The sequence below is a fragment of the Afipia sp. GW822-FHT03D08 genome (genome assembly GCF_058801645.1).
In genome coordinates this window covers 1,461,993-1,475,787 of the sequence record NZ_JBXANK010000001.1, presented here as the reverse complement: position 1 = coordinate 1,475,787, position 13,795 = coordinate 1,461,993, and the positions used below count along the sequence as shown (strand labels likewise).

Annotated in this window: 8 protein-coding genes; 3 read left to right on the top strand and 5 right to left on the bottom strand. The window is 64.5% G+C overall.

Annotated elements, in window-relative coordinates:
- Window positions 1–6: 6 nt before the first annotated feature.
- On the top strand, window positions 7–846 hold the full coding sequence (locus AC1RM7_RS07370) for an MlaD family protein (RefSeq protein ID WP_006021468.1): 840 nt from the start codon (window positions 7–9) through the stop codon (window positions 844–846).
- Window positions 847–1,579: 733 nt separating this feature from the next.
- On the opposite strand, the gene AC1RM7_RS07365 is transcribed toward AC1RM7_RS07370, so the two are convergent.
- Window positions 1,580–6,637 carry an apolipoprotein A-IV repeat region-like domain-containing protein gene (locus AC1RM7_RS07365; protein WP_492839376.1) on the bottom strand — a complete coding sequence of 1,686 codons (5,058 nt, stop codon included), beginning with the start codon at window positions 6,635–6,637 and terminating at the stop codon, window positions 1,580–1,582.
- Window positions 6,638–7,036: 399 nt separating this feature from the next.
- On the opposite strand from AC1RM7_RS07365, the gene AC1RM7_RS07360 reads away from it, so the two are divergent.
- Both AC1RM7_RS07360 and AC1RM7_RS07355 read left to right on the top strand, forming a co-directional pair.
- Window positions 7,037–7,414 (top strand): Hpt domain-containing protein, encoded by a 378-nt coding sequence (locus AC1RM7_RS07360; RefSeq protein ID WP_492839378.1) that lies wholly within the window; start codon window positions 7,037–7,039, stop codon window positions 7,412–7,414.
- A gap of 103 nt (window positions 7,415–7,517) precedes the next feature.
- Window positions 7,518–7,838 carry a 2Fe-2S iron-sulfur cluster-binding protein gene (locus AC1RM7_RS07355; RefSeq protein ID WP_006021465.1) on the top strand — a complete coding sequence of 107 codons (321 nt, stop codon included), beginning with the start codon at window positions 7,518–7,520 and terminating at the stop codon, window positions 7,836–7,838.
- A 214-nt stretch (window positions 7,839–8,052) separates the two neighbouring features.
- Here AC1RM7_RS07355 and AC1RM7_RS07350 read toward each other — a convergent pair whose 3' ends face one another.
- The 4 genes from AC1RM7_RS07350 to AC1RM7_RS07335 all read right to left on the bottom strand — a co-directional run bounded on the left by AC1RM7_RS07350 (window position 8,053) and on the right by AC1RM7_RS07335 (window position 13,791).
- A complete protein-coding gene (locus AC1RM7_RS07350) occupies window positions 8,053–10,749 on the bottom strand; it encodes an autotransporter family protein (protein ID WP_492839380.1) in 2,697 nt (898 codons plus the stop codon).
- 586 nt (window positions 10,750–11,335) lie between these two features.
- Window positions 11,336–12,283 carry an AraC family transcriptional regulator gene (locus AC1RM7_RS07345; RefSeq protein WP_024918916.1) on the bottom strand — a complete coding sequence of 316 codons (948 nt, stop codon included), beginning with the start codon at window positions 12,281–12,283 and terminating at the stop codon, window positions 11,336–11,338.
- Window positions 12,284–12,292: 9 nt separating this feature from the next.
- Window positions 12,293–13,255: a helix-turn-helix transcriptional regulator gene (locus AC1RM7_RS07340; protein WP_492839382.1), complete on the bottom strand. Its 963-nt coding sequence runs from the start codon at window positions 13,253–13,255 to the stop codon at window positions 12,293–12,295.
- 92 nt (window positions 13,256–13,347) lie between these two features.
- On the bottom strand, window positions 13,348–13,791 hold the full coding sequence (locus AC1RM7_RS07335; protein ID WP_024918918.1) for an acyl-CoA thioesterase: 444 nt from the start codon (window positions 13,789–13,791) through the stop codon (window positions 13,348–13,350).
- Window positions 13,792–13,795: the final 4 nt, after the last annotated feature.

The window sequence follows — 13,795 nt, the reverse complement described above, 5'->3', positions numbered from 1 at the left end:
AAGTCGATGGAAACAAAGGCAAATTTCGTCCTGATCGGGGCGTTCACGCTCGCGGTGGTCGCCGCGGCGTTTGGCTTTGTGTTCTGGTTCCAGAACCTCGGCGCGGCCGCCCAGCGCGTTCCGCTGCGCATCGTGTTCGAGGGCGCGGCCTCCGGCCTGCGCACCGGCGGCAACGTCAACTTCAACGGCATCAAGATCGGTGAAGTCACCTCCATCAAGCTCGACGACCCCAAGCGCGTGGTCGTGATCGCCAACGTCGACAAGAACGCTCCGATCCGCAAGGACTCGCTGGTCGGCCTCGAGTTTGCAGGTCTCACCGGTGTGTCGTCGGTATCGCTCAAGGGCGGCTCGATCGAGGCGGGTGGCGTGCCGGTCGCCGAGGACGGCGTGCCGACGCTGACCGCCGATCCGAACGCCATCCAGGATATCGGCGAAGCGGTGCGCGGCGTGCTTCAGAACGTCAACAAGCTGGTTCTTGAAAACCAGGAGACCCTGCACAACAGCATGACCAACATCGAGGTGTTCTCGAAGAGCCTTGCCGCCAACTCCGCTCGCATCGACAGCATCATGGCCGGCGTCGATGGCCTGATGGGCGAGAAGGGCGAATTGCAGGCCGCTGCGAAATCGTTCCGCGAACTGGCCGACAATCTCGACAAGCGCTCCGCCGGCCTGATCATCGACGGCCGCCGCACGCTCGCCGACATCAGCCGCGCGGTGAACAACTTCGACCGCAACCCGACCCGCGTGCTGTTCGGCGCGGGGCAGAAGGACGCTGCACCGGCTCCGCCGCCTCCGGCTCCAACCCCGGTCCGAAGTCCCGCCGACGCTCGCGCGCGGCAGCGGTAAGGGTTTCACCTCGCCCGCTTGCGGCGAGTGGCGTTGAGGCGACAGCGTGCGCCACTTCAATTTTCCGATTCAATTTTCAAACAGCCACGCATGATTGCTCTCGCGATTGATCGCGAGTTGATCTGTTAGTTGCCCCAAACAATGAGGGGCATGGAGCGCCGCGAGGCGCACCTTTGTATCGTCTCGCTTCCGGCATCGCTTGCGAGGCGATGTGAGGTCCGGAAGCGCATCGCCTTGCGGCGCTCCATTGCGGCGATTTTGGGCGAGGGGACCGTACTTCCGGGTGCGGACGGGGGAGGTTACTCGACCCCTGATCCGGACGGTTTTCGCCGCCTTCGTCCGCTCCGCGTCCAGCCGGCGAACGGCAGAGCCACATAGTTGGCCCGGACGGTGACCCCAGCCTCCCGGATGCGTGTTTGCGAGACACGCGCGCAGGCGCCGCATCCTGCTCCGCTTCAAAGCGCCCTCGAGAAGCGCCCCTCACGAACAGGACATGGCGAACTTAAGAGAGGTTGAGAGCGCGGGGACGCGTATCCCCATCACGAAATGTTGCAGCCACCGTCATTGCCGGGAGCGAAGCGACGAAGCAATCCAGTTTTTCGCGGCGAGAAGTGAAGATGGATTGCTTCGCTGCGCTTGCAATGACGAGCGTGGCGATACATGCCCAAAAGAAAAAGCGGAGGCGAGAGCCTCCGCTTTTTGATTTTTGCTGCGCCTTGGAAAAAGGTGAACCTTACCCCAGCCGTCCCGCCGCGTGGGCGAGCAGGGTGTAGACGAGGCCCGTTTCCGACACGAGATGGCTGCGCAGGGCCGCCGGTCCGCGCTCGTCGCGCGAGACTTCGTCGAGCAGGCGCTCGAACTCGTTGATGTAACGGTCCACCGTCTGCTTGAAGTTGCGGTCGGCGCGATACTTGCGGGCGACCTCGTCGAACGCCTTCTGGCCGGCCGGTGTGTAGAGCCGCTTGGAGAACGCCTTGCGTTCGCCGCGTTGATAGCGATCCCACATTTCAGCCGCGAGTTCGCGGTCCACCAGCCGGGCGATGTCGAGCGACAGCGCTTCAAGCGGGTTTGCGGACTGACGCGGAGCGGACGGCGCGGCACGGCCGCGTGCGCCGTCGTCGTTGTCCGAGCGGTTCAGCAGATCGGACAGCCAGCCGTCGTTGTTGCCGCCATTGCCGACCGGGGAGACCGGGGGCGCTTCGGTGCGGCGCGGCGCAGGGCTGGCCGGGCCGAACTCCGGCGCGGGCAGGCTGGATGCGCTGGCAACGTCGCGCGGACGCGGCGCAGGGCGCGAGGCGGTCTCGGCGCGGCCGCCGGCTGTCGCCATCACGGTTTCTTCCTCGCGATAGACGGTGCGGGTGGTCGGCGCAACGTCGAGGCCCTTGCCGTGGCGGGCGACGATGCGGTTCAACTCGGCCAGCGCTTCGATCTGGTCGACGATCACCTTGCGCATCTGCGCGGTGCTCTCAGCCGCTTCCTGCGGCACTTCGAGAACGCCGCGGCGCAGTTCGGCGCGGGTGGCGTCGAGTTCGCCGTGCAGTTCGGACGCCATCTGCTTCATGCCGTGCACGATGGTCGCAAACTTGTCTGCGGCCTGGCGGAACATGTTCTCCGCCTCGCGGGTGCCCTGGTCGTACAGTTCGGCCATGGCTTCGGAGGTCTGGCGGCGCTCGTCCTCGACGGCCATGCGGACCGCTTCGAACTGGCGGCTGACTTCAGCCGAGCTGGAGCCTGCGGTCTGCGCCACGATCTGCGCGATGTCGCGTGCCCGCGTTTCGGCTGCGGCGAGCGAGTCGTCGAGCAGGTTGGTGAAGCGCGAGAGACGCTCGTCGAGGTCGTGGGTCCGAAGGTCGATGGTCGAGACCAGCGATTCCAGCAGGGCGTTGCGTTCGGCGACGGAGTCGCTGGCGCGCTCGTTGCTCCGCTCGATCAGGGTCGCGGCCTCGGCGAGGGCGCGGCCGTGGTTCTCGAACTGCGACGAGATCGAGTTGAGACTTTCCAGCGCGCCCGAGGTCTTGGCGGTGAACAACCCGAGCGACTGTTCCAGCGTTTTGGTGGAGTCGCCGTTGCGGCTGGTGACATCGTTCATCGTCGAGACGAACTCCGCGACCCGCGTAACAAGCGTGCGCTCAAGCGAGTTGAGGTTGTCGTGGGCGCCGGTGAGCACTTCCTGGAGCAGGATGTTGCCTTCACGCAGCCGCTCGAACAGGGCGAGCGTGTCGGTGCGCAGGATCTTCGAGGTCTCCTGCAGCTCGTTGATGGTCGACGTGGCCACCTGACGTGACTGGTCGATCGCCGCGCGCGAGGTCTGGTCGATGTCCTTCAGCGACTTGCTGACGGCGCCGATCGCGATCTCGCTGGCGGTGTTGATCTGGCGGGCCAGATCCGAGGAGTTGTTCATCATCGCGACGGTGAATGCGCCGCCGTGATTTTCGATCGACTTCAGCGCGGAGTCCGCGGCGCTGCCGATGGTGGACGAAATCTCCGCGGCCTTGCTGCCGAGGGCTTCGACCAGTGCACCGCGGCGCGTGTCGACCAGCTGCGAAAGCTGCTCGGTCTGCTCGCGGACGCCGTCGGTGATCGCCTCGACCTTGCCGTTGAGCGTCGCGCCGAAGCGGTCGGTCGAGACCGCGATGGTGCGCTCGATTTCGGCGGAGGCCGACTTGATCTGCGCGGTCGCGCTGGTCGATGCGACGGTGAGGGTGTTCTCGGCTTCGCGCGCGGCCATCTGGATGGAGCGCTCGAGGTCGCCGGAGACCGCCTTGAGGCTGGTGCCGACGTCGCCGGAGATGCCGCGAAGATGCGCGCCGACCTCGCCGGAAATATCCCGGAGCTGGGTGCCGACAACGCTGGTGATGCCGCGAAGCTGCGAGCCCACTTCGCCCGACACCGTCTTCAGATCGGTGCTGACTTCGCCGGACACGGCCTTGAGCTGGCCGGTGATTTCACCGGAAACCGCCTTGAGCTGGCTGCTGACGTCGCCGGAGAGCGAGATCAGCGACTGCTGGGCGGTGCGGGCGCCTTCCTGGATCGTGGTCGAGGTGTTGGACATCAGGCCGGTGAGGGCGCGCTCGGCTTCCTCGACGCGGGCCTTGATCGCCTGGGTCATGTCTTCCGAACGCGAGCCGATCGCCTCGGCGGCATGCTGGCCGCTGGTGGTGACGCGGTTCGCCGCTGCCTCGACCCGCGTATCGAGCAGGTTCTCGAACTGCGCGACGCGCGCGCTGATGTCCGAGGCGAGGGAGGAGACGTTGAACTCCAGATTGCCCTGGATGTCCTTGATGCGCGCGGTCATGGCGCTGGCCATATCGTCGACGCCGCCGGTCAGCATATTCATCACCTGGGTGCCGCGCGACTCCATGGCCTCGGCAATCGAGGCGGCGCGGTTTTCGACCACCGACGCGAAGGCCGCGGCGCGGCTGTCGAAGGTCTGCACCAGCGATGCGGTGCGGGTATCGACGGTATCGGCGAAGGCCGCGGTGCGGGTGTCGATGGTGTCCGCGAAGGCGGCGGTGCGGGTTTCGACGATGTTCGCAAGCGCCGCGGTGCGGGTTTCCAGCGCATCGGTGATTGCGGCCGTCCGGGCATCGACGATGGTGGCGAAAGCTTCCGCTCCGGTGTCGACCCGTTCGGTGATCGCCGCCGTGCGCGCCTCGATGAGATCGGCGAAGGCCGTGGTGCGGCTGTCGATCGTATCGGTGAAGGCAGTGGTGCGGTAGTCGATCGATTCCTTGAACGCCGTGGTCTTGTCGTTGATCGTTTCGGTGAATTCGGCGGCGCGGGTGTCGAACACCTTGGCGATTTCGGCGGTGTGCTCGCCGAGTTTCTCGGTGAACGCCATGGCGCGGCCGTCGATCGCATCGGTGAAGGCGCTGGTGCGCGTATCCATCACCGTGGTGAAGGACGCTGCGCGGTTGCTGACCGTGTCGCCGAAGGCGGCGGCGCGGCTGTCGAACGTTTCCTCGAGGGCCTTGGTGCGGTTCGCAACGGTCTCGTCCAGCGCGTTGACGGTGGAGAGCAGGGACGTGTCGAGGCTCTCGATCCGGGCTTCGATCGCGGTCTTGAAGCCGGTGAGGCTCTGATCGAGCTTGTTGTGAATCTCGTCGCGATGCGTGGTGACGCGGGTGTCGAAGGTGTCGACATAGGCCTTGAGGTTGTCGGCGAGGCCCTGGGTGTGCTCGCCCATGCGTTCGACGATCTCGCCGCCATAGGTTTTCACCGTGCGGTCGAATTCGGCGATGTGGCGGGTGATCAGCGCGCCGAGTGTGCCGCTGTCGCGCGCGAACTTCTCGGCCAGTTCGTTGCCGTGTTCCTTGACGATACCGTCGAACAGGCCGATCTGGTTGCTCAGCGTCTCGTGAGCGCTTTCGGTCTGGCTCACGACCTTCGCCACCAGCGTATTGATGGTGACGTCGAGCGCTTCGCCGGCCTTGTCGCCGCTGGACAGAACGCGGTCGGCCAGGCGATTGCCGGCCTCGTCGATCTGCTCGGAGAGCGTGGCGCCACGGACATCGAGCTCGGAGAGCAGGGACTCGCTCGAAACCCTCATCGATTCGACGATTTTGTCGGTACGTTCCGCAACGCTGGCAACGATTTCCTCCGAGCGGGCGGCGATGCTGTCGACGATGGTCGCCGAGCGCTGTTCGAACTCGCCGGTCATCTTGTCGAGGCGTTCGTTCAGGGCGTCGTGGACGCGGTCGGCGAGGTCCGCGAATTCCTCGTGGACGTGGCCGGTCTTGAAGTTGAGGCTGGCGGTCAGCTTTTCGCTGGCGTCGAGCACGCTGGCGGCGGTCTGGGTGCTGGCTTCCTCGAGGCGGTCGAGCAGGTCGCCGCCGCGCTCGCCGAGCGCGATGATCATGTTGTCGCCGGCGCTGGAGAGCGCGCGGGTGATGTGTTCGCTGCGTTCTTCGAGGGCGCCGGTGATGCTGCTGGCCACTTCATCCACGCGCGATGCGATGGCGTCGCTGATCAGGGCAATGTCCTGACGCAGATCGATCTGCACGCCGGAAATGGCGTTGCGGACCTGCTCGGCCTGGCCGACGAGGTTGTCGCGCTGAACCGCGATGTCCTGGAGCAGGGCGCGGATGCGCACTTCGTTGTCGCTGTAGGCACGCTCCAGCGAGGAGACTTCGTTGGCGACGAGGGCTTCGAGTTCGCCGGCGCGCGCGACGGCACGCTCGACGCCGTCACCCATGGCCGCGACTTCGCGGCGGATCGCCTGACCCACGGTCACGATCGCGCCGTTGGCGACATGCTCGGGCTCGGAGAAGCGGACGGCCATCTGCGCCATCGACTGAGCGATCATGCTCATTTCCTGGCTGCGCCACGCCATGTTGGCGATGAAGTAGAACAGCAGCAGCGGGGCAACGAGAACGGCGATCAGGCCGATCAGCGCCAGCACACCGGCGCTGCCCTGGCCGACGATTGATTCGAGTGCGGGCAGGAAAGCGAACGCAAGGAAGCCGACGCCTGCGATCCACAGGCCCGAAAACAGCGTCGCGACAGTATAGGCGTTGCGCCGCGGGCGGCCCTTCTGGATGGTCTGGAGAATGGCGCCGATGGTTTCGCGGTCGTCATTGGCGGGACTGCGGTCGAAGCTCGGGACGCCGAGGTCGTCGGCAACAGGCGAACGCAGATCAGCACCGCGGCTGGCAGCGCCAAGCGACGGTTCGTTGCGCGCCAGATTGTCCCGACTGCTGTCGGACGGAGGCAGATCGCCGATGTTCAGAGCTTCCTGGATCGCCGAAAGGGCGGCTTCAGTTGGATCCTTGACCTTCGGATTTTTCGCCATGTGTCCCGCACGCCTTTATTTTTTACGCATCCGCAAGTGGCACCGCAGCCAGGGCTGCGCGCCGTCGAATGTTCCCCGATACCGGTAGACGAAACGAAGTTACGTTCGCCGATTTGTCCCGCCGGTTGTCCCGCACTTCCGCAAACATCCTATTGGCTCGGTGGGTCGAATGAAATGGGATGGGTTAATAGATTTTTAATCATCGTTAACACCGGCACGGTTAACGCTTTCAGAAATCAACAGTTTTCAAAAGCACTTTGGTATTTCTAGGCGGCGAAGCGGCGAAAACATGGCTAAATCGCGGCGGGCACCTGATACATTTCATTAACCATTGGTGTGATTGCCTGACGGTGTTTCCGGCCGGATTCGATCCGGCGCCGTCAGCAATTCGGATGGGTCATGTCACTTAACCTGGAGCGGTTGAACTGGATGCCGTCACCACCGCTCGTTCCAGAAGACTCCGCCATCGACGTCCAGCATCTCGGACGCATGACCCTCGGCGAAGCCGCGCTTGAAGCCGAAGTTCTCGGGCTTTTCGCGGCCCAGAGCGCCGATCTCGTCGGCCGCCTCAAAACCATCCCGGCGGACGCGGCCGCGCTGGCGCATACGCTGAAGGGGTCCGCGCGGGCGATCGGCGCATTCCGCGTGGCGGAAGCCGCCCTCGGCGTCGAAGCCGCCATGAAGAGCGATGGCGACGTTGCAGGCGCGATCACGCTGCTTCAGCGCGCGGTCGAGGAAGCCAAAGCCGCGATCGGCCAGATGTTGAACCGGTCCTGACCGGCTTTTCCGCACGGCTTTTATCCCCGGGCAGTGCTGGCGTCTGGCCAACTGACCCGTTATAGGACGTCTCCAACTGAATTATCCGGGCAGCACGTCAAATATGGTCAAGATCAATTTCACCGATCACTCGGGCACCACCCGCACCGTCGACGTCGAGGCGGGCGCGACCGTCATGGAAGGCGCGATCCGCAACGCAATTCCCGGCATCGAAGCCGAGTGCGGCGGCGCATGCGCCTGTGCGACGTGCCATGTGTATGTCGATGAAGCCTGGCGCGAGAAGGTCGGATCGCCGACGCCGATGGAAGAGGACATGCTCGACTTCGGCTACGACGTGCGACCGAACTCGCGGCTGTCCTGCCAGATCAAGGTGACCGACGAACTTGACGGACTTGTGGTGTCGACGCCCGAGCGTCAGGCGTAAGTTCGCTGTCGTCCTCCGGCTCCTCAGCCGGAGGCGGAATTTGTCGGGCAATAATCCATTCGATAATCGCGGTCACAAGGCCGACGACGAACGCGGCGGCCACGATTCGCGTGTCCGCCTGCATCAGCATCGCAACAATGCCGAAGATCCAGATCGCGCCGGTCAGCCGGAGCGCGATCGCGAGCGTCGGTGGCCGATGATGCATAGCCCGAACTCAGAACGGCACTGACGCGCGGGCGCGATAGGTCCAGAGGGCCGCGCCACTGCTGCTGCCGAGTCCGCCGCGCTCCGCGCCGACGGAGATCTGCGCACCGTTGGCGAACTTCAGATTGGCGCCGCTCGCGACACGCGCCGACCAGCCGTCGAGGATGGCGGCTGACACGGTCGCAAGGCTTGCGGGCGGAACGGCCGCAGTGTCGCCGTTGAAGTAATAGTCGCCGTACAATCCGACATACGGCGCAATGGCGACCGACGACCACATCACCGGATAGGCGAGCCGGAGCCCCGCGCTGGCACGGCCTGTAGTGAAGTCGCGCGCGGTTTGAACCGTGCCGAGCGTGTCGGTGTAGGCGTTCTCGTGCTCCCACAGCGCGTAGATGCGCGCCGACGGTTCGATCATCAGGCCGTAGGTTTCATACTTGCCGGTCAATCCGCCCGATACCAGCCAGCGATTGCCGGTGAATGAGCCGGAGGCAGTCCCCGCGGTGCCGTCATAGCCGAGGCCGGAGTATCCGACTGCGGCATCGAAGCGGATGGTCTGGGTGATCTTCCAGCCGAGATAGCCGCCGACCGTCCAGCCGTCGCCCTTCATGCGGCCCTGCAACTGATCCGAGCGATAGTCGAATGTCTCGTAGCCACCGAATGCGCCGATCAGGAAGTTCGGCGCAAGCCTGCGCGTAACACCAGCAAGCACGTTGATCTGGTTGCCATAGAGGGTCGACGTGCCTGCACCCGCCGCGTTCCATCGCTCGAGCGTTGCGCCGCGTACTTCCGCCCAGCCAAGCCAGTCGCGCGGTTCGACGAAACGCTTCGGAGCCTTGACCGGTCCGGCATAGGCGAGGGCATCGAAAGCGTCGTTGACGCGCGACTTGTCCGAGGTCGCGCCGAACGGAGCGGCCGAACTCACCTTTGACGAAGCCTTCGGATCGTCACTGCCGCTGTCGGTGGCGAAGTTGAAACGGATGCCGCTGTTGTTCGGGCTGACCAGCGATCCGCCATCGTCGGCGAAGCCTTCGTTGACGGCATTGTCGATCGCACCGGAGATCGCCTGGCCGGAGAACTGGCTCACCACGGGCGTCGCCATGGCTTGCAGCGCGCGCAGCTTCAGGCTGTCGGCGGGAATGTTGATCGACTGCATCAGCGGCGATGATGTGCCGCTCGTAAAACCGGGGCTGCCGCTGTAACTCGCGGTGATGGTGTGGCTGCCCAGCGCAAGCGCGGACGTGGTGAGCGTGGCGACGCCTGCAGACACGCTGGCGCTGCCGAGCGTTGTCGCACCGTCCATGAAGGTCACGGTGCCGCCGTTCGGCGCACCAGCGCCGCTTGTGACGCTCGCGGTGAATGTCACCGGCTTGCCCACGTCGCTTGGATTTTGCGACGACGCCAGCGTTGTCGTGGTGGTGGACAGGCTGATGGTCTGGGACAGGGCGGAGGATGTCGAACCATTATTGTTGGTGTCGCCACCATACACTGCGGTGATGGAATGCGGTCCCGCAGACAGGGCCGAGGTCGAGAAGGTGGCGCTTCCCGCCGATACAATTCCGGACCCGAGCAGCGTCGCGCCGTCAAAGAACTGCACCGTACCGGTGGGATTGGTGCCGGTGACTGTCGCGGTGAACGTTACGGATTGTCCGAACGGGCTCGGATTGGCGCTCGAGCCGAGTGTGGTGCCTGACGTCCCCGCGCTGACCGTCACCGGAAAAGTGGGCGCGGCGTTCGCGTAGTTCGTATCGCCGCTATAGGTCAGGCTCACGGTGAAGTTGCCCGCGGCCGCATAGGTATGCGTCGTGCTGGCGGTTCCACTGCTCAGCGTGAGAACTGCGTTGGATGAACCGTCACCGAAGTTGATCGTCGCCGTGCCGGTCGGAGCCGGCACCCCCGACGCGCCAGGGACCGTCACTGAAAATGTTGACGCCTGGCCCACGACAGCGGGCGACGGCGTGATGTTCAGACCAGGCGAACTGGTGACCTTGTTGACGGTCTGCGTCATGCTGGCCGAGCTTGCGACATAGTTGGTGCTGTCGCCGCTATAGTTCGCGGTCACGGTCTTGTTGCCCGCCGTCGCATAGGTATGACTGATGGATGCCGTGCCGCCGCTGAGCGTGACGGGTGTTGCCGCTGTGCCGTCGCCGAAGTCGAAGGTGACGGTGCCGTTCGGAGTGCCGTTGGATGCGGTGCCGGTCATGGTGGCGGTGAACGTCACCGATTGTCCGGCGATGCTTGGACTTCCGCTGCCCTGGATTTCCGTCAGGCTGGCATTGGCCGGGCCGGGTGTGCAGGTGACCGTGATCCAGTTCGAGGCGCCGCCTGCGCCATTGTTATAGATGTAGGCGGTGATGGAGGACTCGTTGCCAGCTGCAGTGAGTGTAATGGTGGAGAAATTCGGAGGGTTGTTTCGCTGCACGCTCCTCTGGCTGCCATCCGCGAACACCAGATAGACCAGGTTCAGCGAGCCGTCATTGGTGCGGGCAGTCGCGGTCAGCACATCGCCCGGGGCGAAACGCTTGCCGGAGATGCTACGCGAAGCCATCGGCGTTGACGTGGACGCGGAGACGTCGAGTTCGCCATTGTTGACGGCGTCGCAGCCTGCCGATGCCCATGCGTTTGCCGTGGCCGAGACCGCCAGAAGGCCACCCGCCAACAGCGCGAACGCGGCTCGTTTGATCGCCGCGATCCTCTCAACGCACCCCATGCCCCACCCATTACTCCATGCTCCGTCGCCAACCGGGCGGCGGAGGTCTCAGCAGGAAACGTGTGACAGATCGATTTGGAGGCGTCTTCTCATTGCGCGCACGCGTTCTGTCCGGATGCCTAAAATCCGAATCTTTTCCGGCTTGTGGCGTAGCGGCCACATGGGGCGGCGCGAGAAATTTTTTGGTGATGAAATGGAAGCGCGAAAAATACGGGCGCAACAAATTCTTACGTCATGAAAGGTGACGTGAAGCCTCGCCGATACGCTCTCCAATGGACATGTTTTACCAAGAGAGCCAAAGGCCGTCTTCTCACTCCGCGCAAACGCCAAACTTTTTCGCGCTGCGAGCGCCGTCCGTGTGATCTCAGAACGCCTGGCTGATGCCGAGGCGCGAGACGTAAGTAACCACCTGACCCGGCGTGAGCGAGGCCGTGACCGAGGCGTCCAGCCTCAGCCATTGACGGCTCCCCAACCGGCCTTGGCCTAACAAATCGGGAAAAAGCCGTCTTCTCATTGCGTGCAAACGCTCGGCCCCAAGGCTCAAAAAGAGAGTCTTTTCAGGCCTGTGGTCCGGGTGCCACAGGGTTCACGCGTTGAGAGACATCGCCCGGATATCGCCCGGCGTCATGCCGTAGGCGCTGCGGAAGACGCGGTAGAATGTCGCGATGCTGTCGAAGCCGCAGGCATAGGCGATGTCCGCGACCTGCCGCGCCGGTGTGAGGCCGAGCAGCCGGCGTGCTTCCTTGAGGCGCATCGCGGTCAGCGTCCGCGCGAAGGACAATCCCGTCGGCTCGAACAGCACATGCACCTGCCGCAGCGAGATCGCGAGTTCGGCGGCGACCGTCGCGGACGACAGATCCGGGCGGTGCAGATCGCGGATCATGATCTCGCGCGCGGCGTGAAGAAATCCGGCACGCAGCGCGGCGCGGCCTTCGAGTGAGCCTTGCGCAAGGCGGCCTCGTGCGATCAGGGCAAGCCGGGCGATGGATTCGATCTCGCCCGATGCCTGAAACGGGTCGTGCTCCAGTGCGCTCAGCGTCGCCTTGATCAGCCGAGTCAGGCGGGCGCCTTGCATCAGCGGTTCAGGAAAGAGATCGTGGGTTCGCGCGCCGAGCGCGAGATCGTTCGTGAGCGGGATTTTCAAGGTGCGGAAATCGAAGCCGTCCGATCGTTCCGGTGTTCCCGCGAACATCATGTTCGCGTGGCTGATCGTGACGTCGCCTTCGCGCACCAGATGCACGCGGTCTCCCTTGATCTTCATCCAGCCCGGCCCGCGGATCTGCAATCCGATGCTCAGACTGTCGCTCGAGACGCGCGCGATGTCGGCCGGTGTGCGGCTGACGCGGTAGGACGATGCTGTCATCTCCGCCAGCACGGCGTTTCCAATCGGTGTCGCGGAAAACCGGCCGTGGAAGTCGGCGCGTTTTTCACGCTCCAGTTCGATGGTGACGCCGAACAGACTCTTGCCGCGCACTTCGCACCAGTGGTCGAAGCGATCCTGCGGACGAATGTCGTCGGTGGAGAAACTCAGCATCGCAGACGATCAGTCGAGGACGGCTGCGGTCCGCGCATCGCCTGGCGTGATGCCGTAGACATTGCGGAACACGCGGTAGAACGTGGCGGAGCTGTCGAACCCGGACGCCTGCGCGATCTCCGCAACGGGCTGCATCGGTGCATTCCTGAGGAGCCGCAGCGCTTCGGCGGCACGCATCGCCGTCAGCGTGCGTGCGCAGGACATGCCCGTCGGTTCAAACAGCAGATGCAGTTTCCGCGGCGAGATTCCGAGTTCGGCCGCGACCGCCGCCGGTGTCAGGTTGGGGCGATGCATGTTGCGCGCGAGGACATCGCGGGCGGCGTGCAGAAAACCGGACCGCAGCGCGGCGCGGCTCTCCGGTGAGCCGTGCCGTACACGCCCCTGGGCCAGCAGTGCGAGCTGCGCGAGGTGATCGACGGCGAGATCGAAATCGTTGTCGGGATTCCTGGCACAGTCCGCGGCCAGTGCTGTCAGCGAAGCGGATATGACGGTTTTCAAGCGCGGATTGTCGCGCAGCGGCGCCGGCGACAGACCTCGCGCCGCGCGAACGAGATCCTCGCGGCCGGTGAACGGAATTTTCAGAACGCGCAGATCGAAGCCGTGCGCGGTTGCCGGCCGGGTCAGGTAGGGCAGGTCCGTATGGCTGATGGCAATGTCGTTCGCCGCCACCACGAACTCGCCGCCGCCCTTGCTGTTGAACCAGCTCGCGCCGCCGAGCTGCTGATAGATGCAAAGACTGTCGCCAGGTGCGCGGGCAACATCGGCGGCGGTGCGCGACACCCAGTAGGATGAGGCCTGCATCTCGCTGATCATTGCGCCGCCCGCGGGAACGGCCGTAAACCGTCCCCTGAAATTCTGCCGCTCATGCGGTTTCAGCGAGATCGTCACGCCGAAAAGATTGCGGGCACGTACTTCGCACCAATAGTCAAACCGATCCTGTGGACGGAGATCGTCGGTGTTGAAGCTGAGCATGACGGACGACTGGCCCGGTTGTCGCAAGTTCGCCTCAAAGATTTAGAGGCGAACCGACACGGCGGCAACAGCAATTGCGGGGCAGGTTGTCGCTATGGGCGCAGCATCCAGGGCTGAAATCGCTCGATGATCTCGGGCGTCAGCGGGGTCGGTTTGCGGGTCGTGGCATCCACCAGAACCGTGACCGCTTCCGCCGAGGCGGTGCAGACGTCGCCCGCGAACACCACCTGCGCGAAGGTCGCGGAGGTCCGCCCGAGCTTCGAGACGCCGATCCCCAGCTCGAAGCTTCCAGGCCAGTGCATTTCGGCGCGGAAATCGATGGCGAGATGCACCAGCATCCAGCTCAGGCCCTTCGGCATCAGTCCGCGGTCGCCGCTGCGCAGCAGCGTGACGCGCGCCGTCTCGAAATAGGTCGAATAGACCCCGTTGTTGACATGCTTGTTGGGATCGAGGTCGCCGTAGCGGACGTTATCGGCCAGGCGGAACGGGTAGTCTTCCAGCTTGAAACTGGACTGTGGGCGGATCGGCGCGTTCAACGAA